General features: G+C 71.2%; 21 protein-coding genes. 5 read left to right on the forward strand and 16 right to left on the reverse strand.

Annotation, left to right across the window (positions count from 1 at the left end; all coding sequences use genetic code 11):
* Nucleotides 1-23: 23 nt before the first annotated feature.
* Both ASD11_RS11050 and ASD11_RS11055 read left to right on the forward strand, forming a co-directional pair.
* Nucleotides 24-782 carry a collagen-like triple helix repeat-containing protein gene (locus ASD11_RS11050; RefSeq protein ID WP_056287058.1) on the forward strand — a complete coding sequence of 253 codons (759 nt, stop codon included), beginning with the start codon at nucleotides 24-26 and terminating at the stop codon, nucleotides 780-782.
* Nucleotides 783-823: 41 nt separating this feature from the next.
* Nucleotides 824-1,636, forward strand: a complete 813-nt coding sequence (locus ASD11_RS11055) for an adenylate/guanylate cyclase domain-containing protein (protein WP_235503305.1) — start codon at nucleotides 824-826, stop codon at nucleotides 1,634-1,636.
* Between the two features lie 43 nt (nucleotides 1,637-1,679).
* Here ASD11_RS11055 and ASD11_RS11060 read toward each other — a convergent pair whose 3' ends face one another.
* The 16 genes from ASD11_RS11060 to groES form a co-directional block, all read right to left on the reverse strand.
* A complete protein-coding gene (locus ASD11_RS11060) occupies nucleotides 1,680-3,386 on the reverse strand; it encodes a GMC oxidoreductase (protein WP_056287061.1) in 1,707 nt (568 codons plus the stop codon).
* A 12-nt stretch (nucleotides 3,387-3,398) separates the two neighbouring features.
* The gene (locus ASD11_RS11065) at nucleotides 3,399-4,952 is read right to left on the reverse strand and encodes a succinic semialdehyde dehydrogenase (protein WP_056287064.1); all 1,554 of its coding nucleotides are present in this window, start codon (nucleotides 4,950-4,952) and stop codon (nucleotides 3,399-3,401) included.
* A 141-nt stretch (nucleotides 4,953-5,093) separates the two neighbouring features.
* Nucleotides 5,094-6,386 (reverse strand): iron uptake transporter deferrochelatase/peroxidase subunit, encoded by a 1,293-nt coding sequence (efeB, locus tag ASD11_RS11070; RefSeq protein WP_200940122.1) that lies wholly within the window; start codon nucleotides 6,384-6,386, stop codon nucleotides 5,094-5,096.
* Between the two features lie 34 nt (nucleotides 6,387-6,420).
* Nucleotides 6,421-7,551 (reverse strand): iron uptake system protein EfeO, encoded by a 1,131-nt coding sequence (gene efeO / locus ASD11_RS11075; RefSeq protein ID WP_056287071.1) that lies wholly within the window; start codon nucleotides 7,549-7,551, stop codon nucleotides 6,421-6,423.
* Nucleotides 7,552-7,654: 103 nt separating this feature from the next.
* Complete coding sequence (locus ASD11_RS11080) at nucleotides 7,655-8,119, reverse strand: GNAT family N-acetyltransferase (RefSeq protein ID WP_056287074.1); 465 nt, start codon at nucleotides 8,117-8,119, stop codon at nucleotides 7,655-7,657.
* On the reverse strand, nucleotides 8,116-8,553 hold the full coding sequence (locus ASD11_RS11085; RefSeq protein WP_056287077.1) for a hypothetical protein: 438 nt from the start codon (nucleotides 8,551-8,553) through the stop codon (nucleotides 8,116-8,118). The genes ASD11_RS11080 and ASD11_RS11085 overlap by 4 nt, the downstream gene beginning before the upstream one ends.
* Nucleotides 8,550-9,656, reverse strand: a complete 1,107-nt coding sequence (locus ASD11_RS11090) for a GuaB3 family IMP dehydrogenase-related protein (RefSeq protein ID WP_056287080.1) — start codon at nucleotides 9,654-9,656, stop codon at nucleotides 8,550-8,552. Before ASD11_RS11090 ends, ASD11_RS11085 begins: the two co-directional genes overlap by 4 nt.
* 10 nt (nucleotides 9,657-9,666) lie before the next feature.
* Entirely contained in the window at nucleotides 9,667-10,134 is a 468-nt protein-coding gene (locus tag ASD11_RS11095) for an SRPBCC family protein (protein ID WP_056287082.1), read from the reverse strand.
* Nucleotides 10,135-10,144: 10 nt separating this feature from the next.
* On the reverse strand, nucleotides 10,145-10,648 hold the full coding sequence (locus ASD11_RS11100; RefSeq protein WP_056287085.1) for a hypothetical protein: 504 nt from the start codon (nucleotides 10,646-10,648) through the stop codon (nucleotides 10,145-10,147).
* 2 nt (nucleotides 10,649-10,650) lie between these two features.
* Nucleotides 10,651-12,162, reverse strand: coding sequence for an IMP dehydrogenase (gene guaB / locus ASD11_RS11105; RefSeq protein ID WP_056287087.1), 1,512 nt, complete (start codon nucleotides 12,160-12,162; stop codon nucleotides 10,651-10,653).
* 117 nt (nucleotides 12,163-12,279) lie between these two features.
* Nucleotides 12,280-13,257: an ABC transporter substrate-binding protein gene (locus tag ASD11_RS11110; RefSeq protein ID WP_162246478.1), complete on the reverse strand. Its 978-nt coding sequence runs from the start codon at nucleotides 13,255-13,257 to the stop codon at nucleotides 12,280-12,282.
* Between the two features lie 47 nt (nucleotides 13,258-13,304).
* The gene (locus tag ASD11_RS11115; RefSeq protein WP_056287091.1) at nucleotides 13,305-14,681 is read right to left on the reverse strand and encodes an RNB domain-containing ribonuclease; all 1,377 of its coding nucleotides are present in this window, start codon (nucleotides 14,679-14,681) and stop codon (nucleotides 13,305-13,307) included.
* 67 nt (nucleotides 14,682-14,748) lie between these two features.
* Nucleotides 14,749-16,374 (reverse strand): 4Fe-4S binding protein, encoded by a 1,626-nt coding sequence (locus tag ASD11_RS11120; protein ID WP_056287093.1) that lies wholly within the window; start codon nucleotides 16,372-16,374, stop codon nucleotides 14,749-14,751.
* A gap of 9 nt (nucleotides 16,375-16,383) precedes the next feature.
* Complete coding sequence (locus ASD11_RS11125; protein ID WP_056287096.1) at nucleotides 16,384-17,292, reverse strand: AurF N-oxygenase family protein; 909 nt, start codon at nucleotides 17,290-17,292, stop codon at nucleotides 16,384-16,386.
* Nucleotides 17,293-17,488: 196 nt separating this feature from the next.
* Nucleotides 17,489-19,093: a chaperonin GroEL gene (gene groL / locus ASD11_RS11130; protein WP_056287100.1), complete on the reverse strand. Its 1,605-nt coding sequence runs from the start codon at nucleotides 19,091-19,093 to the stop codon at nucleotides 17,489-17,491.
* A gap of 101 nt (nucleotides 19,094-19,194) precedes the next feature.
* The gene (gene groES, locus ASD11_RS11135) at nucleotides 19,195-19,488 is read right to left on the reverse strand and encodes a co-chaperone GroES (RefSeq protein ID WP_056287102.1); all 294 of its coding nucleotides are present in this window, start codon (nucleotides 19,486-19,488) and stop codon (nucleotides 19,195-19,197) included.
* Nucleotides 19,489-19,733: 245 nt separating this feature from the next.
* Here groES and ASD11_RS11140 point away from each other — a divergent pair, with 245 nt between their 5' ends.
* The 3 genes from ASD11_RS11140 to ASD11_RS11150 are packed head-to-tail and all read left to right on the forward strand — an operon-like array spanning nucleotide 19,734 to nucleotide 22,350.
* Entirely contained in the window at nucleotides 19,734-20,888 is a 1,155-nt protein-coding gene (locus tag ASD11_RS11140; protein WP_056287105.1) for a class I SAM-dependent methyltransferase, read from the forward strand.
* A complete protein-coding gene (locus ASD11_RS11145) occupies nucleotides 20,885-21,490 on the forward strand; it encodes a 5-oxoprolinase subunit B family protein (RefSeq protein ID WP_056287107.1) in 606 nt (201 codons plus the stop codon). Before ASD11_RS11140 ends, ASD11_RS11145 begins: the two co-directional genes overlap by 4 nt.
* On the forward strand, nucleotides 21,487-22,350 hold the full coding sequence (locus tag ASD11_RS11150; RefSeq protein ID WP_056287108.1) for a biotin-dependent carboxyltransferase family protein: 864 nt from the start codon (nucleotides 21,487-21,489) through the stop codon (nucleotides 22,348-22,350). The genes ASD11_RS11145 and ASD11_RS11150 overlap by 4 nt, the downstream gene beginning before the upstream one ends.
* Nucleotides 22,351-22,362: the final 12 nt, after the last annotated feature.

A 22,362-nucleotide genomic window follows, 5' to 3' on the forward strand; every position in this document is an offset into this window, starting at 1 on the left:
GCCGACCGGTCCGACCATGAGTCATGCGGATCTCAGGTCGAGCTGCCCTCGCTGGTGCCCTCGTGGCCGGACTGGTCGTCGGGGGTGGAGCCCTGGCCTGGTCGGCCACCACGAGCAGCACCGTCAAGGTGTGTGTCACGAAGAAGAACGTGGTGCGCAGCGCCAGCAGCAAGAACGTCTGCCCCACCGGTACCACGGCTGTGAGCGTCAACAAGGCAGGGCGGACCGGGAAGACCGGTGCGACGGGTGCGACGGGTGCGACCGGACCCACGGGCAGGACCGGCGCGACCGGGATCGCCGGCCAGCCCGGTCTCGCCGGAGCCACCGGCGAGCGTGGCCTCCAGGGACTGCGGGGCCTCAAGGGCGATCCCGGGATCCCGGGCGAGCGAGGCGAGCGCGGGCTCCAGGGTCCCGGGTCGGTCGACTTCGCCACGGCGGTCGGCGACGGGCCTCAGCTCCTGGCCGCGATCGACGACTTCCTCGTCTACGGCAACTGCAACAGCTCCGGCCCCAACCTCCTGGTCAAGCGGACCAACTTCGGCAACCTGCGACTGTGGGGAGCCTGGTCGCAGGACGGTGCAGCAGCGACCATGATCCGTTACCCCGCCGGCGAGGTGACCGGCGGCGAGCTCGGTCTCCTCGTCCCGAGCGGTGGCGTCGACACCATGACCTTCGTCGGCGGCATGACCGACGTGTCGTCGGGCGAGAGCTACTCGCTCTCGGTCTTCGCGAACGACATCGGCGGAGCGCAGTGCTTCTACTCCGGCCAGGTCACCCCCTGAGCCTGCCGGCCTGACGGGCCCGGGTTCGCTAGCGTGGGCCCGTGACCGGACTCGAGTGGGCACTGGGCGGCGTCGTGGTCGCTCTGGTGGTGCTGCAGGCCGTGACGTTCGGCCTGCTGCTCGGTGCCCGACGGCGCGTCCGCTCCCTCAAGCAGCGCCTGGCCGAGGGCCGTCGACCCGCACGACCCCGGCTCAGCGTGCCCACGGCCAGCGACGTCGTCCGCACCGTCGTGGGCACCGGCATCGCCGTGAAGGACAAGGGCTTCGGCGGCATGCTCCGCAGCTCCATCGACGACCTCGCCCGATGGGCCGACGTCGAGCGTCCCGACCTGGCCCGGATGGCGGCCAAGGACGGCACCGTCACGATCCTGTTCTCCGACATCGAGAACTCCACGGCGCTCAACGACCGACTCGGCGACAAGGACTGGGTCCAGCTCCTGGCCAAGCACGACCGCGCCCTCAAGAAGGCGGTCGCGGCCCACGCCGGCCATGTCATCAAGACGCAGGGCGACGGCTTCATGGTCGCCTTCGCCGAGCCGCACGAGGCGGTGGCCGCCGCCGTGCAGGCCCAGCGGACGGTCACCGGCTCCACCCGCGGTGGCCTCGTCGACGTGCGCATCCGTATCGGCGCGCACAAGGGCTCGGCGGTGCAGCGCGACAACGACCTCTTCGGACGCAACGTGGCCTACGCCGCGCGGGTGGCCGCGCAGGCCGGCGGGGGCGAGATCTGGGTGAGCGACGCCGTCCTGGCCGAGCTCGACCCGGAGAGCGTCGTCGTGGACGACTCCCGCGAGGTCGAGCTCAAGGGCCTCGCCGGCACCCACGTGGTGCACGAGGTCGACTGGCGCGTCTGACCCCTCCGACCCCCAGCCCTTCGACAGGCTCAGGGAGCTGGGATCAGCTCACGCCGACGATGGGCAGGCGGAGGGCGCCGGGGGCGTCGTCGGGGACGACGGGGCTCTTGGGCGCGACCGGCTGGATCTGCTGGTACTCGGCCTGCACCGCGGGACGCGGGTCCAGCTCGCCCTTGTTGGGCCAGTACGACATGGCGCGCTCGGCCTGGGCCGTGATGGTCAGCGACGGGTTCACGCCGAGGTTGGCCGTGATGGCCGACCCGTCCACGACGTGCAGGCCCTCATGGCCGTAGAGGCGGTGGTACGGGTCGATCACGCCGTGCTCGGGCGAGTCGCCGATGCACACGCCGCCCATGAAGTGGGCCGTGAGCGGGACGTTGAACGGCTCGCCGATGGTGCCTCCGGCGGTGCCGCCCATGTGCTCGGCCATCTTCTGCACCGCGCGGTGACCCGGCTCGATGAACGCCGGGTTGGGCGCGCCGTGGCCCTGGCGCGACGTCAGTCGCTTGCGCCCCAGGATGCCGCGCTTGGTGTAGGTCGTGATGGAGTTGTCGTGCGTCTGCATCACGAGGGCGATGATCGTGCGCTCGGACCAGTGCTTCAGGTCGTAGAGCTTGAAGAGGTTGGCCTTCTGGCGCCACATCTCCTTGAGCCACGTCTTCCAGCGCGCACCGGGCAGGCTGCCGTCGGTGAGCACCGTCTGCATGAGCGACATGGCGTTGGAGCCCTTGCCGTAGCGGGTGGGCTCGATGTGGGTGAACTCGTCGGGGTGGAACGAGGACGTGATGGCCACGCCGTGGCTGTAGTCCACGTCGCGGTCGTCGGCGATGGCGCCGAGCAGGGCCTCGGAGTTGGTGCGGGTGAGCAGGCCCAGCCGGTCGGACACGTGGGGCAGCTGGCCCGAGTCCTTCATCTTGTGCAGGAGACGCTGCGTGCCCATGGTGCTGGCCGCGAACACGACCTGCTGGGCGCGGAGCTTCTTGTGCGGGCGGAAACGGCGGTTGGTGCGCCGCGTCTCGACCTCGTATCCGCCGCCCTCGAGGGGGCGGACGTCGGTGACCGTGGTGAGCGGGTGCACCTCGGCACCGTTCTCCTCGGCGAGGTAGAGGTAGTTCTTCACGAGGGTGTTCTTGGCGTTGTGGCGGCAGCCGGTCATGCACTCGCCGCAGTTGATGCAGGCCTTGCGGTCGGGGCCGGCCCCACCGAAGAACGGGTCGCCCATGTCGGCTCCGGGCTCGCCGAAGAGGACGCCGACGGGCGTGTGGTGGAACGTGCCCTCCACGCCCATGTCGGCGGCGACCTTCTTGATGATGCGGTCGGCGGCCGTCTCGATGGGGTAGATCGAGACGCCGAGCATGCGCTTGGCCTGGTCGTAGTACGGCGCGAGCTCGGTCTTCCAGTCCGTGATGTGACCCCAGGCAGGGTCCTTGTAGAACGGGTCGAGGGGCTCGTACAGCGTGTTGGCGTACACGAGCGAGCCGCCGCCGACACCGGCGCCGGACAGGATGAGCGCGTCCTTGAGCTTGTCGATGCGCTGGATGCCGTAGCAGCCGAGCTGGGGCATCCAGAGAAACTTGCGCAGGCGCCAGGAGCTCTTGGCGAAGTCCTCGTCCTTGAAGCGCTTGCCGGCCTCCAGGACGGCGACCTTGTAGCCCTTCTCGGTGAGGCGCAGCGCCGTGACGCTGCCGCCGAAACCGGATCCCACGACGATCACGTCGTAGTCGAAGTCCTGCTCGGTGCTGTTGCTCATGCGGGGATCCTCTCAGGCTCGGGGGGTGCGGCGCATCAGACGGAGCGCAAAGGTCATCAGACGCGCGTAGAGCTGGGGCTTCACGAAGGCGGGTCCGCTGACGGGAAGAAGTCTCTGGACACCCACGGACTGGGTCTCGGTGTAGCGGTACAGGCCCTCGTCGCCCTGACGACGACCGGTGCCCGAGGTGCGCATGCCGCCCATGGGGGCGTCGATGCTGCCGAAGGTGGCGCCGAAGCCCTCGTTGATGTTGACCGTGCCGGCCTTGATGCGGGTCGCGATGGCCTTGGCCTGGCGGACGGGACCGTAGATGCTGGCGTTGAGGCCGTACTCGCCGGCGTTGGCCAGCTCGACGACCTCCTCCACCTGGCTGTACCGGTACAGCGAGACCAGCGGACCGAAGGTCTCGCCTGCGAAGCACTCGGCGGCGTCGGTGACGCCCTCGAGCACCGTGGGCTCGAAGAAGTACGGGCCGATCTCGGGACGGGCCTCGCCGCCGACCAGGACGGTGGCGCCGTTGGCGACGGCGTCGGCCACGTGCTTGGTGACCGTCTCCAGCTGGGCGGGCGAGACGAGCGAGCCGATCTCGACGTCCCAGTCGAGCGAGGCGCCGAGGCTCAGCGCGTCGACCCGGCGCACGAAGGCGGCGCGGAACGCGTCGTAGAGGGTGTCGTGCACGTAGAGGCGCTCGATGGAGACGCACAGCTGGCCGGCGGAGGAGAAGCACGCGTTGACGGCTCCGGCGGCGGCCTTCTCCACGTCGGCGCCCGGGAGGACGATCATGGGGTTCTTGCCGCCCAGCTCGAGCGAGTACCCGATGAGGCGCTCGGCCGCGAGCTTGGCGATGCCTGTGCCCGTGGCGGTGGAGCCCGTGAAGCAGATGTAGTCGGCCTGCTGCACGAGGGCCGTTCCCACGACGGAACCGGCGCCGCTCACGACCTGCCAGAGGTCGGCGGGGAAGCCCGCGTCGCGCAGGAGCTCCAGGCCCGCGAGCGCCGTGAGAGGGCTCTGGCTGTCGGGCTTCTGCACCACGGCGTTGCCCGCTGCGATGGCCGGCAGTCCGTCGGCCACGGCCATCGTGAGGGGGTAGTTCCAGGGGCTGATGATGCCGACGACGCCCTTGGGGACATGGTGGACGGTGATGTCGGTGAGGAGCGGGATGACACCAGGCCGGCCGTCGGGTCGCAGCTGTCGGCGCAGACGGCGGCCGTAGTACCGGGCGGTGAGAGCGAGGTGGGCGATCTCGTCGAAGGCGTGCCGGCGGCTCTTGCCCGACTCCAGCTGAATGAGGTCGAGGAGCTCGTCCTGGCGCTCGAGCACGAGGTCGTGGAGCTTGAGGAGCGCCTTGGCCCGCTGACGGACCGCGGTGCGGGACCAGCGGACCTGGGCGGCGCGGGCGGCGTCGAAGGCAGCGTCGACGTCGTCGAGGCTCGAGACCGGGACCACGGCGAGCGGCTCCCCCGTGAAGGGCGAGGTGGTGGTGCGGCTCTCACCCGTGGTGGAGCGGATCTGAGCCGTCAGGACGTCGATGCGTGACTGCGGGAACAACGTGCTGGAGGCAGGCATACCGTCACCATACTCGCAGTATGTGGCCCGCGCAGCAGTCAGATACCCGGAGTATCGGAGATCTCATTCACCGGGTCGACATCGCTCCGCCACCGGGACGTCACGAGCCGCCCGCCCGACGCGCGGTGGATCCTGCACCGCTCAGACGGTGAAGAGGGTCTCGCCCCAGTAGCCCTGAGCGTCGACGCCGGGCGGACAGGCGAAGATGCCGGAGCCCACGTGGACGATGTACTCGTTCAGCAGGTCGTTGAGCGGGCCGGCGAGGCTGCGCTGGATCGTCACGAACTGCTTCGGGTCGCGCTGGTAGGAGATGAAGAACAGGCCGGCCGAGAGCTGGCCCAGCCCGTCGGAGCCGTCGACGAAGTTGTAGCCACGGCGCAGCAGCTGCACGCCGTCGTTGAAGTCGGGATGGGCCAGGCGCACGTGGGACTTGGCGCCCACGAGCGGCTCGCCGTCGGGGCCCTTCTTCTCGAAGTCGATCGCGGCCATCTCGTCGCCACCGCTGGTGGGGCCGCCCGAGCCCTTGGTCCGCCCGATGATGGCCTCCTGGCCCTCGAGCGACTCGCGGTCCCACGTCTCGATGCGCATGTTGATCTTGCGGCTCACGAGGTAGGAACCGCCCACGAGCCACGGTGGTCCGTCGTCGCCGTGGACCCAGACGTGCTCGTCGACGGCCTTCGTCTGCTCCACCTTGAGGTTGGCCGTGCCGTCCTTGAACCCGAAGAGGTTGCGGGCCGTGACCTGCGCGGCCGACGTGGACGACGTGCGGCCGAAGCCCATCTGCGAGTAGCGGACCGACGCACGGCCGAAGGCGATGCGCACGAGGTTGCGCACGGCGTGCACCGCGACCTGGGGGTCGTTGGCGCAGGCCTGGATGCACAGGTCGCCGCCGCTGATGTTCTCCGCCAGGCGGTCGCCGGAGAACGGCGGAAGCTCGACCAGGGCCTCGGGCTTCTTCCCGTTGAGGCCGAAGCGGGCCTTGCCGTCCTTCTCGAACAGGGTGGGACCGAACCCGATCGTGAGGGTGAGCCGCGAAGGTGCGAGGCCGAGTGCCTCGCCGGTGTCCTCCGGCGGCGCGAGCGGCGGACCGCTCACGGCGCCCAGCTCACCCACCTCGTTGCCCTGGGTCAGCTGACGGGCGGCGGCGGTCCAGTCCTTGAGCAGCGAGATGAGGTCGTCGCGCGACTCCGAGGACATGTCGAGGGCGACGAAGTAGAGGCGGTCCTGGGCGGGCGTGACGATGCCGGCCTGGTGCTTGCCGGTGAACTCCACCGGCAGGGCGTCGGGGTCGGGTGCCACCGCGTCGGGACGTCCACCCACGGCGTACCCGGCGCCAGCGCCGGCGGCACCGACGGTGAGCGCACCCAGCCCGGCCGCTCCCAGCAGTCTTCTGCGGGAGACGCCGGGCGTCGGGGTGGTCTGCTCGTCGTTCACGCTGACCAGCGTGACACGGAGGGCCTCGTCATGGTCAGGCCGACTTGGCCACGACGGACGCCACCTGGCTGATGGGCTCGCTGAGCGCCGCGACGGCGTCGGAGAGCTTCTTGATCTGCGCCTTGCTGAGCTGGTCGTAGAACGTCCAGGACCCGTCCTCGGCCTGGTGCTGGTTCAGCTCGGTGTCGAGGGCCTTGAAGCGGGCGTCGAGCTGTTTCACGAGGGCGGGGTCCTGGTCCTCCAGCACGGGGCGCAGCGAGGCGATCGCGGCCTGCGAGCCCTCGATGTTGGCCTTGAAGTCCCAGAGGTCGGTGTGGCTGAACTCGTCCTCCTCGCCCGTGATCTTGCCGGTCGCGACCTCGTCGAGCAGACCCTTGGAACCCTGCGCCAGCTGCAGCGCGGTGAGCGGCTTCTCCTTGCTCTGGGTCACGACGGTCTTGACGTTCTTGAGCAGGTCGTCGGCGTACGTGTCCATGCCCTCGGTGTTGTTCGAGACCCAGAGCTGCTTCTCGATGCGGTGCCAGCCGGTGAAGTCGCGGCCCTCGGCCTTGGCGTCTGCCTCCCGGCCGTCGGTGAGCGGGTCGAGGTCGCCGAAGATCTCCGCGACGGGCTCGATGCGCTCCCAGTAGGTGCGCGCGACGGGGAAGAGCGTCTTGGCCTCGTCGACGTTGCCGGCCTTGACGGCGTCGACGAACTCGGTGGTCTTGTCGATGAGGGCGCCGGTCTGGCTCTCGACGTAGCGCTCGTAGCTGTCGGCGGCGGCCGTGAGCTCCTCGGAGTCCGAGAGCGGCTTGGCGGCCTCGCCCGTGACCTTCAGGGTCTCGCGGATGCCGTCGCCCACCATGCCGGGCTTGCAGGCGCCCTCGTAGGTGCCCTTGGTGAGGTCGACCACGAGGTTGCGCGTGAGGCCCGGGCCCACGTTCTCGACCTCGCCCATGATGCGGTCGCCGTCGGCGTAGACGTAGAACTCGGTGACGCGCGACCCCTTGTTGGTGACCTTGAACGTGGCCGGTCCGGCCTCCAGGTCGGTGCTGGAGATCGAGCAGGAGGAGTCCGAGGCGGCCACGGCGATGGCGCCCGACGACGCGTCGGGCTCCTCGGCGCAGGCGGAGAGGGAGGCGGAGGCGACGGCGGCGAGGCCGAGCGCGGCGAGGGTGCGCTTCATGGAGTGAGCCCTTCGGGTGAGGTCAGGATTGCCTGACCAAGGTCAGCCTTGCCATGCTAGACCACCGACGGCCGACGCAGCCAATGCCGAGGGGTGAACCTGCTCACCCGATCGCGGCGAGGTCCTTCGCGAGGCAGACCGACTCGGGGACGTCGAGGTACGGGTCGAAGACCGGGACGTCCAGGTACCCCCGGCGCCGGTAGAGCGTGAGCGCAGCGGTCTGGCGCTCCCCCGTGTGCAGGAGCACGCGACGGGCGCCCTCGGCCTCGGCCTGGACCTCCACGGCCTCGAGCAGCGCACCGGCGATGCCCCGACCGCGCGCCTCGGGCACCACGAACATGCGCTTGACCTCGACGTCGTCGCCCAGGCGTCTCAGGGCCGCCGTGGCCACGGGCACGCCACCGTCGACGACGAGGACCGTGACGAGCACCGACGCCGGGTCGATGCCCTCCGCCGGGACGGCGTGCCGCGGACGTCCGTACAGCGCATCCATCTCGGCGGCCATCTGCTGCCGCAGCGTGACGACCCGCGGGTCGTCCTCGCGGGTCTCGACGACGGCGACCGTCATGACGGGCTGAGCGAGGCGACGACCACGAGGAACAGCACGATCGCCACCACGTCGACCAGGGCTGCCCCGAGGGGCCACGGCCACGCGCGACGACGACGCTTGTGGCTCAGGACGATCATCACGAGCGACCCGATGAGCGAGAACGCCAGGACGGCCCAGAACGCGAGGACCGCACCGAAGAAGATGGCACCGCCGGCGTCGCTGCAGATGCCGTCGTCCACACCCTCGTAGCAGCCGTCTGACAGCATGCCGAAGAACAGCGCCAGGAACCCGACCGTGAGCGTGCCGAAGGCCAGGGCACCCCACAGCACCAGGCTGAGGACGAGTCCCGCGGCGGCCCGGCCGTCGACACGGTCTCCCGCCGCCGACGCGGTGGAGTCGCCCGCGGAGGTGGGAGGGGCCTGAGGCAGCCCGGAGGGGTGCGGGTCACTCACCCGACGACGACCTCGACCCGCTGGAACTCCTTGAGCTCGGTGTAGCCGGTGGTGGCCATGGCGCGCCGCAGCGCACCGATGATGTTCATGGTGCCGTCGGGGACGGACGAGGGTCCGAACAGCACCGACTCGAGCGAGCCGACCGTGCCGATGTCGACGCGCTCGCCGCGCGGGAGCTCGGAGTGCCAGGCCTCGGCGCCCCAGTGGAACCCGCGGCCGGGGGCCTCGGTGGCCCGCGCGAACGGCGAGCCGATCATGACGGCGTCGGCGCCGCACGCGACGGCCTTGGCGATGTCGCCGCTGCGACCGATGGATCCGTCGGCGATGACGTGGACGTACCGCCCGCCGGACTCGTCGAGGTAGTCACGACGCGCTGCCGCGACGTCGGCCACGGCCGAGGCCATGGGCACCGAGATGCCCAGCACCGAGCGCGTGGTGTGGGCCGCACCGCCACCGAAGCCCACGAGGACACCGGCGGCGCCGGTGCGCATGAGGTGCAGCGAGGCCTGGTAGGTGGCGCAGCCGCCCACGATGACCGGGACGTCGAGCTCGTAGATGAACTCCTTGAGGTTGAGCGGCTCGGTCTGGCCCGAGACGTGCTCGGCGGACACCGTGGTGCCGCGGATGACGAAGAGGTCGACGCCCGCCTCCACCACGACGTCGGCGAACTGCTTGGTGCGCTGCGGCGAGAGCGCACCCGCCACCGTGACACCCGCCTCGCGGATCTGCTTGAGGCGGTCGCGGATCAGCTCGGGGCGCACGGGCGCCGAGTAGATCTCCTGCAGCCGGGCCGTGGCCCGAGCCGGGTCGAGCGAGGCGATCTCGGTGAGCAGCGGCTCGGGATCGTCGTAGCGCGTCCAGAGGCCCTCGAGGTCGAGGACGCCGAGGCCGCCGTGCTGGCCGAGCGCGATGACGGTGTCGGGGCTCATGACCGAGTCCATGGGTGCCGCGATGACCGGCAGCTCGAACCGGTAGGCGTCGATCTGCCACGCCGTGGAGACCTCTTCCGGGTCCCGCGTGCGCCGGCTCGGCACGATCGCGATGTCGTCGAAGGAGTAAGCCCGTCGGCCGCGCTTGGCGGCGCCGAGATCGAGGTCAGCCATGCGCTACACCCTAGTGGGGTGCGGTGACGATCGACGCGATGCGCTCCAGCGAGGCCGTCATGTTTCGCCGGTTGTAACGCCCACGCAGCCATCCGGCGAGCAGCCAGTAGACGCGCGTGGCGGCCGAGGGCTCCATGCGGAACGACTCGGTGACGTCGGCTCCCCCGTCGGCGGCGGGCTCGACCAGGTAGTGCCAGTTGTTGATCCGTCGCCCGCCCGGGCCGAGCACGGTGAATCCGAACTCGCGGCCGGGCTCGCAGGCCGTGACCTGGCACAACGACCAGTAGACGACGGGGCCCTTGCCGCTGCGGCGCACGTGCCCCTTGAACCAGGCGCCCAGCTCGGGCCCCGTGGAGCCACGGGTCCACCGCGCCTCGAACGTCTCGGGACTCCACTCCCCCGTGCGCGTGATGTCGGAGACGACGTCCCACACCTGTTGGGGCGTGGCGTCCATGTGCAGCGTGACGGAGTCCTTCATGGCCAGGACCCTAGTGGTCCGCGCCGGCCTCGGCTCGGGACTTGAGCGTGAGGAGCTGCTTGCGGGCCATGGGCAGGTCGCCGAGGCACAGCAGCGCCGCGACGGGGCGCCGCGACCGCGCCGCGATCTTGAGGAGCAGCCGCGACGAGGTCGGGCCCTGCGGCACGACGAGGTACGACATGACCGCGCCCATGATCGACCCCGTGAGCTCTCGCCCCGGGTCGACGGCGAGCACCCGGCCCACCGGTCGGCCCGCCGTGGCGGTGAACGGATCGCCCACGACCGGGTCCGGAAGGTCGTGGAGCCGGTCGGGCGACCGGCGGCCCAGGTTGTCGACCCAGTCGTAGGAGTAGGGCGCGAGGCGGATCTGCCTGACCCAGCGCCACACCACGTCCGACGGTGCCTCGACCGTGACCCCGCGCCACGCCTCGAGCGTGGGCTGGTGGACGAGGGCGTCGCACCCGTAGACCAGCCGGGTCTCGGCGGGGCTGACGCCCCACCGGTCCCCGAGCACGGTCAGCGACCGGCGTAGTTGGGCGCCTCGGCGGTCATCTGGATGTCGTGCGGGTGGCTCTCCTTGAGACCGGCCGCCGTGATGCGCACGAACTTGCCCTTGGTCTGGAGGTCGCCGATGGTGCGGGCGCCGACGTAGAACATGGACTGGTGCAGACCACCGACGAGCTGGTGGGCGACGGCCGACAGGGGGCCGCGGTACGCGACCTGGCCCTCGATGCCCTCGGGGACGATCTTGTCGTCACTCGTGACGTCGGCCTGGAAGTACCGGTCCTTGGAGTAGGACTTCTTGCCGCGCGAGGCCATGGCCCCCACCGAGCCCATGCCGCGGTAGCTCTTGTACTGCTTGCCGTTGAGGAAGATGAGGTCGCCGGGGCTCTCCTCGCAGCCGGCGAGCAGCGAGCCGACCATGACGGTGTCGGCGCCGGCCACGAGGGCCTTGGCGATGTCGCCGGAGTACTGCAGACCGCCGTCGGCGATGACCGGCACCCCGGCCGGCTGGGCGGCGAGCGAGGCCTCGTAGACGGCCGAGATCTGGGGCACGCCCACACCGGCCACGACGCGGGTGGTGCAGATGGAGCCCGGCCCGACCCCGACCTTGACGGCGTCGACACCGGCGTCGACGAGCGCCTGGGCGCCCTCGCGGGTGGCGATGTTGCCACCGATGACCTGGATGCCGTCGAAGTTCTTGTCGGCCTTGATGCTGCGGATCATCTCGAGCATGAGTCGGGCGTGGCCGTGCGCGGTGTCGACCACGAGGACGTCGACGCCGGCCTCACGCAGCGCGTTGGCGCGGTCGAGCGAGTCGCCGAAGAAGCCGACGGCGGCGCCGACCAGCAGGCGGCCCTCGTCGTCCTTGCTGGCCAGGGGGTACTGCTCGGACTTCACGAAGTCCTTGACGGTGATGAGCCCGGTGAGGTGCCCCTCGTCGTCGATGATGGGCAGGCGCTCGCGCTTGTGCTGGCGCAGCAGCGTGGAGGCGTCCTCACGGCTGATGCCCACCGGACCGGTGATGAGCGGCATGGGCGTCATGACGTCGGCCACGAGCGTGTTGCTCCACTCGGCGACGGGGGTGAAGCGCAGGTCGCGGTTGGTGATGATGCCGAGCAGACGGTTGTCGGGGTCGACGACGGGCAGACCGGAGACGCGGTACTCGCCGCACAGCTCGTCGAGCTCCTCGAGCGTGGCCTTGGGGCCGATCGTGACCGGGTTGGGGATCATGCCCGTCTGGGTGCGCTTGACGAGGTCGACCTGGTAGCTCTGGTCCTCGATGGACAGGTTGCGGTGCAGGATGCCGATGCCGCCCTCGCGCGCCATGGCGATGGCCATGCGCGACTCGGTGACGGTGTCCATGGCGCTGGAGAGCAGCGGGACGCGCAACGATATCTCGCGGGTCAGGCGGGCCGTGGTGTCGACCTCGGAGGGGATGACGTCGGTCTCGCCGGGGAGCAGGAGCACGTCGTCGTACGTGAGTCCCAAGGTGGCGAACTTGTCAGGGATGCCCGGCTGATCCATGCACCAAGTCTACGACCCGGCCGGAAGTGCCCCGGAACGCGCTGAGTGTGACGTTCGCGTCGCACGACGGGGTGGTCGGCGGCGCGGACGTCACACTCAGCGAGGTGGTGGACGGGACTACTGCGCGACCTTCTCGAGGCCGTCGGCGAAGGACTCGATGATGCGGGCGTAGCCGGCGGCGCTGGGCGCTGCGACGGAGTTCCACGCGACGTACGCCTTGTCCCGGCCGGCCTTCGTCTTGTTCCAGACCGGCTGGGCCTCGAGGCCCTTCAGCGCGGCCGAACCGCCGCGGGCGTCCCAGATGGCGACGTCGGCGTCGTACTGGTCGGCCTTCTCCCAGCTGAGGGACTCGAAGTAGCCACCGTCGTCGGGCTTCTTCGGCGAGACGATGTTGAGCTTGAGGGTGTCGCGGTAGTACTTCAGGTCCGGGTTCGCGTCGGGGCTCGAGACGTAGAGGACGTCGGCCGCCGGCGAGACGGCCACGATCGAGGGATCGCCCTGGGCCTCGTACACCGACTGCAGTCGCTCGGCCGCCTGGCCGAACGCGTCGCGACCCTCGGCGAAGCCGCTCTTGTCGGCGCCCAGGGCAGCGGCGAGGCGCTCCGTGCCGTCGAAGATCTGCGGCAGGGTCTTGTCCTGGAAGCTGATCGCGGCGATGTCGTAGCGCTTCTTGATCTTGGCCTCGCTGGCCTCGTTGACGTACCAGAGCTGCGGCTCGATGTAGGTGCTCGTGATGACGATGTCGGGACGGAGACCGGCGAGCTTCTCGACGTCGACGTCGCCGTAGTCACCGGAGCCGGTGACGTCCTTGACCTTGGACTGGTCGAGGCCCTCGGCCTGGACGTCCGGCTCGCCGTCGGGGTTCTTGAGCGGGCCGAAGGTGCCGACGATCCGGTCGCCGAGACCGAGGTCGGTGAGGGCCGCGGCCACCGAGGACTGCGCGACGATGCGCTTCGGAGCGGCGTCGAGGGAGATCTTGGTGCCGAGGTCGTCGGTGAAGGTCCAGGCCTCGTCGGACGACGAGTCGGAGGAGCCGCACGCGGCGAGGGGGATGAGGGCGGCCGCGACGACGGCGGCCAGCATGAGACGAGACATGTAGGGCAGCCTAACCTCATACATACCCGGAGTCTGTAGGTGGTCCGTCACACGGGACGGAAGGTGACCTTCCCGGCGGACACGTCGGCACTCTCGAGCACGACCGAGATCTCGGCGCCCTCCTGCAGGCCCTCGCCCGTGCACGCGGCGAGGACGGACGGCTCCTCGAGCATCACGGTCACCCGGTCCTCGTCGGCACGCACCACGGTGGCCCGGAAGGTCTCCCCCACCCGGCCCTGCAGCATGACGGCCTCGGCGAGGTCGGTGGCGCCGCGGTCTGCGGCGTTGGCACGGCGGTCAGCCTCTTTCATCGCGTCGGGCAGCCGGACGAGCGCCGTCCGGACCCACTCCGGGACCGGCGAGCCGGCGGCGAGGGCCAGGCAGACCTCGGTGCCGTACCGGTCGGCCAGGCGGCGCAGCGGCGCCGTCACCTGCGCGTACGGGCCTCCGATGCCCGCGTGGTGGGACTGCTCGGGCGGGGCGCCGTCGAAGGCCACGTACCCGGCTCCCCGCAGCAGGCGGGCGCCGTCGTTCATGAGGGCGACGTGCAGCGGCCGGGCCGGGTCGAGGCCGGCCAGCACCTCGGCGGCCGAGCGCTGACCGACGTCGACCCCCAGTGCCTCGGCCCGCTGGAGGAACCGTCGGACGTCGCGGTCGTCGGCCTCCGGCAGGACGCGGAGCACGCCGACCGACGACTCCAGCATCATCCTGGCCGCGGCCATGCCGGTGAGCAGGGAGACCTCGGCGTTCCAGTCGTCGGCCTCGGCGCGACGACGCCACCGGACCGCCCAGCCGTCGCCGTCGGCCTCGACCTCCTGCTCCGGCAGGCCCAGCTCCAGCGCGCCCGCCGCCACCCGGGCCGCGCGTCGGGCGCGGCCGAGGTCGGCCAGGGCCTCGACGGAGGGGTGGGGCGAGCCGGAGTCGGAGGCGGACTGCACGGCCTCGTAGTCCAGACGGGCGATGCTGCGCACGAGCGCACGCTCCACCGTCGCGGTGCCGAGCGAGCCGTCGCTCGAGACCTGCACGGTCCAGAGCACGGCTCGGCGGTCCTGGTCGGGCAGGAGGCTCAGCGCGTCCTCCGAGAGCTCCGGCGGGTGGAGCGGGACCCGACCGTCGGGCAGGTAGATCGTCTCGCCGCGGCGCCAGGACTCCAGGTCCACCGCACCGCCGGGCGGGACCGCCGCCCCGACGTCGGCGATCGCGTAGTGCACCACGAACCCGTCGGCCGACCGCTCGAGGTGCACGGCCTGGTCGAGGTCCATCGAGCCGGGCGGGTCGATCGTGACGAAGGGAAGGTCGCGCCGGTCCGTCCGCCCGTCGGGCGACACGGGCTCGGCCGCGATCCGACGCGCCTCCGCGCTCACGTCCTCCGGGAAGTGGTCGGGCAGGTCCAGCTCGGTCCGCAGCGCGTCGAAGACAGTCACACCCGCGACGCTACTGCGTGCGCCTCCGGCCGAGCCCGTCGAAGCCGTCGCCGGCAGAGCCTCTCGCTCAGCGGCGGGCGCCGGCGGTGGAGAGGAGATCCTCGACGGACGTGAGCTTGACGCGGGGGCGGCCTGACCGGAGCCCGGCCGCCTTCTCGGCCTTCTCGATGGCGGCCACGCCCTTGCCGCGCACGACACGCGGCTGACGACGGGTCACGAGGGACTCGAACCGGCGGCCGCGGCCCGAGGGACGTTCCGGACCGGTCAGGAGACCGGCCGTGGCGTCCTTCAGCAGCTGCTCGACGGTCTCCTGTGCGCACGTCCGGTTGGCGCCGATCCCGCCGCGCGCTCCACGCTTGGCCCAGCCCACGACGTACGTGCCGGGCTCGGGCGAGCCGGCGAGGTCGAGCACACGACCGTCGGCGTTGGGGACGATGCCCTGGGCCTCGTCGAAGGGGACGCCCGGGACCGCCCGGCCACGCCGGCCCGTCGAGCAGACCAGCAGACCCGTGCGTGCCTCGACGTCGTTCTCCGGGCCCGTGACGGAGATGCTCTCGAGCCGACCGTCGCCGGTGGCGCGGACCACCTGCCGGTTGAAGGCGAGGACCAGACGTCGGCCCGGGGCGGGCTCGCTCGTCCAGTCCGAGCGCACGCGCGGCACGGGGGCGAGCAGTGCGGCCTGCGACCCCGGCACCGCGTCGTCGAGGGCGGTGGCCGAGAGCTCGTCGTCCTCGACGAGCAGCTCGATGCCGTCGGGGAGGGTGAGGAGCTCCGGGCGGGTGAAGGCGGCGTGCTCCGGCCCGCGGCGCCCGAGCAGCACGACCTCACGGACGTCGCTGCTCCGCAGGGCGTCGAGGGCGTGGTCGGCGATCTCGGTGGTGGCGAGCCGCTCGACGTCGCCGAGCAGGATCCGCGCCACGTCGAGGGCCACGTTGCCGTTGCCCACCACGAACGCGCGCCCGTCGACCACGGTCACGGCGTCGGGGGCCACGTCGGGGTCGCCGTTGTACCAGGCCACCGTCTCCGTGGCGCCGTGCACGCCCGGGAGGTCCTCGCCCTCGATGCCCAGGGCCCGGTCCTCGGGCGCACCCACGCCGTAGACGACGGCGTCGTGGTGCTCGAGCAGCTCGGCGTGGGTGACGTGGCGGCCCACCTCGACGTTCATGAACAGGTGGGTGCGGGGGTGCGTGAACGTCCACTCGAACGTGTCGGCCACGCGCTTGGTCTCGCCGTGGTCGGGTGCCACGCCCGCGCGGAGCAGTCCGCCCGGAGCCGGAAGCCGGTCGATGACGGAGACCTCGGCGTCGGTGGCGGCCAGGATCTCTCGCGCGGTGTACGCGGCCGCGGGCCCGGTGCCCACGACGGCGATGCGCATCCGGTCGGGGACGCCGGCCGGGACGCGGGCGTGCGTGGACACCTTGGCGACCTCGCGCTCGGGCCGGTCCTCGTAGTAGGCCGCGTTGAGCTGGGCGAAGACCACCTCACCCCCGCGCAGGATCTCGATGGGCTTGATGGCCGAGGCCGGGCAGGCGTCGGCGCAGGCTCCGCAGTCGATGCAGGACCGCGGGTCCACGTAGAGGATGTCGGTCTTGCCGAAGTCGGGCTCGCCCGGCGAGGGGTGGATGCAGTCGGTGGGACAGACCTCGATACACGAGGCGTCCGAGCAGCAGCTCTGGGTGATCGCGAAGGGCATGGCTCGTCCTCAGATCATGTGGACGCGCTGGTAGATGCGCTTGGCCGGGCCCGTGAGCAGACCCGCCTCGGACAGGAAGTCCATGAGGTGGATGCAGCTGAGCCGCATGAGGGCCTGGTGGTGCTTGTTGGTGCGCGCCACCTCCCGGGCCTCCTGGACGTCGAGGCCGGCGGCCTCGTAGACGCCGGGGCGCACGAGTGACTTCACGATGTAGTAGCCCACCGTGGCGATCAGGAAGCCGCTGACCTGACGACGCAGGCGACCGGCGCCCTTCATGGCCTCGATGGTCTCGTGGCGCGCGAACTTCATGTGGCGCGACTCCTCGACGACGTGGATCTTGCAGATCGTCTTCATCTGCGGAGCCACGCCCTCGCCGCGCATCCAGTCACGCTGCATGACGTCGAGGACCTCCTCGGCCACGAGGATGCTCGTGTAGGCGACCTCGCCGCGGGCGATGAGCTTGAGCAGGCGGGCGGCCCGGTGCAGGCGCGGATGCGGCATGTACGTGCGTCCGGCCAGCAGCTGGGCGCCCTTCGCGAACATGATCGAGTGCCGGCACTCGTCGGCGATCTCGGTGAGCGCGAACTGGAACTCCGGGGTCGTGTAGTCCTTGTCGTAGATGTCGACGAGCAGCATCTGCTGCAGGAGCATCTCGAACCAGATGCCGATGCTCGCGACGCTGGCGGCCTCGTGCCGCGTGAGCGTGGCCTGCTGCTCAGGCGTCATGGACTCCCAGAGGTCGGTGCCGTAGAGCGTGCACCACTCGGGATTCACGCCGTGCGCGAGCGGGTCGACCGGCGCGTCCCAGTCGACCTCGGTCTGGGGGTCGTACGAGAGCTGCTGCGAGGAGGAGAGCAGACGCTCCAGGACTCCGTCACGCTCCACCGTCTCGCGGAACTCCTCAGCGGTGATCGTCATCGCGCACTCCTCGGGATCTTTGTGTCATCGGTGATGTGACACAAAGACTGTCACATCCATACTCACAGTATGAGGTCGGTCGCTCCCGCGCAAGCGAATCCCCCGCTGACCTGCGACGACATACCGGCGGACACGCAGCGGCGCCCGCCATCCCAGGGGATGACGGGCGCCGATGTGATGCGGCTGACGGTGCTGGTCAGTGGTTGTGACCGGCGTGCGCGTCGGGGGCCTCGTCGGCCGGCTTCTCGGCCACGAGGGTCTCCGTGGTGAGGAGCATGGCCGTGATCGACGCGGCGTTGGCCAGCGCGGAGCGCGTGACCTTGACCGGGTCGAGGATGCCCTGCGCGAGCAGGTCGCCGTACTCGCCGGTGGCGGCGTTGTAGCCCTCACCGGACTCGCGGACCTTGGCCACGACGACCTCGCCGGAGACGCCGCCGTTGCGGGCGATCCACTCGAGCGGGGCGTCGGCGCCCTTGCGGACGATCCGGACGCCGACAGCCTCGTCGCCGGTCAGGCCGAGGTCGTCGTCGAGCACCGAGACCGCGTGGACGAGCGTGGAGCCACCGCCGGGGACGATGCCCTCCTCGATGGCCGCGCGGGTCGCCGAGACGGCGTCCTCGATGCGGTGCTTCTTCTCCTTGAGCTCGACCTCGGTGGCCGCGCCGACCTGGATGACGCAGACGCCGCCGGCCAGCTTCGCGAGACGCTCCTGGAGCTTCTCGCGGTCCCAGTCGGAGTCGGTGTTCTGGATCTCGGCCTTGATCTGGTTGACCCGGCCGTCGACCTCGGCGGACTCGCCGCCACCGTCGATGATCGTGGTGTCGTCCTTCGTGATGACGACGCGGCGAGCCGTGCCGAGCACCTCGAGGCCGACCTGGTCCAGCTTCAGACCGACGTCGGGCGTGACGACCTGCGCACCGGTGAGGGTGGCGATGTCCTGCAGCATGGCCTTGCGGCGGTCACCGAAGGCCGGAGCCTTGACGGCGACCGACGTGAACGTGCCGCGGATCTTGTTGACCACGAGCGTCGAGAGGGCCTCGCCGTCGATGTCCTCGGCGATGATGAAGAGCGACTTGCCCGCCGCGATGACCTTCTCGAGCAGCGGCAGCAGCTCGGGGACGGCCGAGATCTTGCCCTGGTTCACGAGGATGAAGGGATCGTCGAGGACCGCCTCCATGCGCTCGGTGTCCGTGACCATGTAGGGCGACAGGTAGCCCTTGTCGAACTGCATGCCCTCGGTGAAGTCGAGGCCGGTGCCGAGGGTGTTGGACTCCTCGACGGTGATGACGCCGTCCTTGCCGACCTTGTCGAACGCCTCGGCGATGAGCTCGCCGATGTGGGCGTCGCGGCTCGAGACGGTGGCGACCGACGTCATGTCCTTGACGTCGTCGATGGTGCGGGCGGTCTCGTGCAGGCGCTCGACGACGGCGGCGACCGCGGCCTCGATGCCCTTCTTGAGACCCACCGGGTTGGCGCCGGCGGCGACGGCGCGCAGGCCCTCGTGGACCATGGCCTGCGCCAGCACGGTGGCGGTGGTGGTGCCGTCACCGGCGACGTCGTTCGTCTTGGTGGCGACCTCCTTGGCGAGCTGGGCGCCGAGGTTCTCGAAGGGGTCGTCGAGCTCGACCTCACGGGCGACGGTCACGCCGTCGTTCGTGATGGTGGGAGCGCCCCACTTCTTGTCGAGGACGACGTAGCGGCCCTTGGGGCCGAGGGTGACCTTGACGGTGTCGGCGAGCTTGTCGACACCGCGCTCGAGGGCGCGGCGTGCGTCCTCGTCGAATTCCAGGATCTTGGGCATGCAGCACGTTCCTTGAGAGAGTTGGGTGGCCTTCTGCGAAGGCGGGTGGGTCAGAGACGTGAGATGCCTCGGGGCCGCCTCAGCGGCCCCGAGGCCTCAGATCACGAGACGACGGCGAGGACGTCGCGCGCGGAGAGGATGAGGAACTCCTCGCCCGCGTACTTGACCTCGGTGCCGCCGTACTTGCTGAAGATGACCTTGTCGCCGACGGCGACGTCCAGCGGGACGCGGTTGCCGTTGTCGTCGACCCGACCGGGTCCGACAGAGACGACCTCGCCCTCCTGGGGCTTCTCCTTGGCGGTGTCCGGAATGACCAGACCGGACGCTGTGGTCTGCTCGGCCTCGACCGCCTTGATGACGATGCGATCCTCGAGCGGCTTGATGGTGACCGACACTGGTCGACCTCCCCTTTCAACGGATGAAACGAAGGGTTGGCGCACGCCGTCGCGGGGGTCGTGCACCGCTGGCACTCAGGTGGGCCGAGTGCCAATTCTCAAGTTAGCACACGGCTGGCACTCGACGACGGCGAGTGCTAAGCGCTCGCGCCTGCTTCGCTGCGCTCGCATCCGGGCGCTTCGAACGACTGCGTCGTTCGTGGTGGCGGCCCACCCCGCTGCGCGGGGCTCGATACCTTGCTCCTGTGGACCTGGAGACGTTCGAGCGGCTGCTCTCCCCCGAGGGGGCGGCGCTGCTCGCGGAGGTCCACGAGCGGGCCGGGGTGGAGTCCGACCTCGCCCTCGGCACCCGACTGCGCCGCAGCCACCCCGTCGAGCTGGTGGCGGCAGCCGTCACCCAGAACCACCTGCGCGGGCTCGCTCGGGCCAAGCTCGGCGACGACGCCGCGCGCCTCTGGTTCACCCACGACGCCCTGCAGCAGGCCACCCGCGGCAGCGTGGCGAGGCTGCGCGCCGAGCGGCTCGCCGCGTCGGGGGCGACCGCCGTGGTCGACCTCGGCTGCGGCATCGGCAGCGACCTCCTCGCCCTCGCCCGGGCCGGCCTGCGCGTCCGAGGCGTCGAGCTGGACCCCGTGCGAGCCGCCGTCGCCCGAGCCAACCTCGCCGCACTCGAGCTGCCCGGCGAGGTGCTGTGCGCCGACGCCACCACGGTGATCCCGCTCGACGACGAGGTGGCCTTCCTCGACCCGGCCCGACGGGACGGTCGCGGGCGGGTCTTCGACCCCGACCTCATGAGCCCCTCGTGGGACGTGGTCACGGAGCACCTGCTGCGCGGTGCCGTCGTGAAGACGATGCCGGGGCTGCCGCACGAGCTCGTCCCCGACGGCGTGGAGGCCCAGTGGGTCAGCGACGGCGGCGACCTCGTCGAGGCGTGCCTGTGGGGCATCGGCCTGGGGTCGGTCGCGCGCCGGGCCACGGCCCTGCCCAGCGGCGCGGAGCTCACGGGGGACGGGACGCGGGGGGTCGTCGGCCCGGTGGGGCCGTACCTCCACGAGCCCGACGACGCCGTGATCCGTTCGGGCCTGGTGGGCCGGCTCGCCGACGAGGTCGGCGGCTGGCTGATCGACCCCCGTATCGCCTACGTGAGTGCCGATCATCTCGTGCAGCACCCGATGGCCCGCTCGTTCCGGATCCTCGAGGAGCTCCCGTTCCGGGAGAAGCAGCTCAAGGCCGCGCTCGTCGGGCACGACGTCGGGACGCTCACCGTGAAGAAGCGCGGCGTGGACGTCGTGCCGGAGAAGCTCGTGTCGCGGCTCCGGCTCAAGGGCAGCCGGACCGCCACGATCGTGCTGACGCGCGTCGAGGACCGAGCCACGTGCTTCCTGGTGGAGCGCGCATGAGACCTCGCGTCCTGCCGTGCGGCACCGAGGCGCTGCTGCTCGACTGCGGCGACCTCGCCGGCGCCCAGGCGTGGCGGGCGACCCTCGCCGACCACCCCGACGTGCGCGACGTCGTGCTGGGAGCCCGCACGGTGCTACTCCGCGGCGACCCGGCCCGGCTCCGCCGGCTCGTGGCCGAGTCCGATCCCGGCCCGGAGCGCGGCATCGCGGTCGACGCCCCCTCCGTCGTGGTGCCGGTGGTCTACGACGGCGAGGACCTCGAGGCGGTGGCGGCGCACACCGGCCTCACGGCGGCCGAGGTGGTCGAGGCACACACGGGGCGAGCCTGGACGGTCGCGTTCGGCGGCTTCGCCCCGGGCTTCGCCTACCTCGTGGACGGAGATCCCCGGCTCGAGGTGCCTCGTCTATCCCGCCCCCGCACGCGGGTGCCTGCGGGGTCCGTCGGTCTCGCGGGAACGTTCAGCGGGATCTACCCGCGGGAGTCCCCCGGCGGCTGGCAGCTGCTGGGGCACACCGACCTGGCCCTCTTCGACGTCGAGCGGGACCCGCCTGCGCTGCTCCAGCCGGGCGCGACCGTCCGGTTCGAGGCGGTCGGGACATGAGCCTCGTGGTGGAGGCGCCCGGGGCCCTGACCTTGGTGCAGGACGCCGGACGGCCCGGGCTGGGCAGCCAGGGCGTGGGCTCCTCGGGCGCCTTCGACCGCATGGCGCTGCGCACCAACCACGCCCTGCTCGGCAACCACCCGGACGCCGCCGTGCTGGAGTGTCTCGGTGGCGGGCTCGTCCTCCGAGCCACCCAGGAGCACCGCGTCGCCGTGACCGGCGCCGTCGGACCGCTCCGGGTCGACGGCGTGCCCGTGGGCCACGGCCGGTCGCTGCGCCTGGGCCCCGGCTCCGTGCTCGACGTGGCGCCGACGGTCCTCGGCCTGCGAACCTACGTGGGGGTGGCGGGTGGTCTCGACGTCCCGCCCGTCCTCGGCTCGCGCAGCACCGACGTCCTGAGCCGGCTCGGTCCGGGAGCCGTCGAGGCCGGGCAGCGCCTCGCGGTCGGCGTCGGCCACGGACCGTCCAGCCTGCGGGAGGCGCAACCCCTGCTCGCGGCCGGCGACCTCACCGTGGCGATCATGATGGGACCGCGCGACGACTGGTTCACGGCGGCCGGTGTCCGCCACCTCCTCACCGCGGCCTGGCGCGTCTCCGAGCGCTCCGACCGTGTGGGGGTACGGCTCGAGGGCCATGCCGTCGAGCGGGCGCGGACCGGCGAGCTGGCCAGCGAGCCGTGCGTGCGGGGCAGCGTGCAGGTGACGTCGGCGGGGCTGCCCGTCGTGCTGGGTCCCGACCACCCGGTGACCGGGGGCTACCCCGTGATCGGGGTGGTCGTCCCGCGCGACGTCGACGCGCTGGCCCAGGTCCGCTCGGGCCAGGTGGTCAGGTTCCGACGAGCCCACCCCCGCCGGACATGACCGTCCGGTCGG

This window comes from Aeromicrobium sp. Root495 (genome assembly GCF_001426755.1).
Lineage (GTDB): Bacteria > Actinomycetota > Actinomycetes > Propionibacteriales > Nocardioidaceae > Aeromicrobium.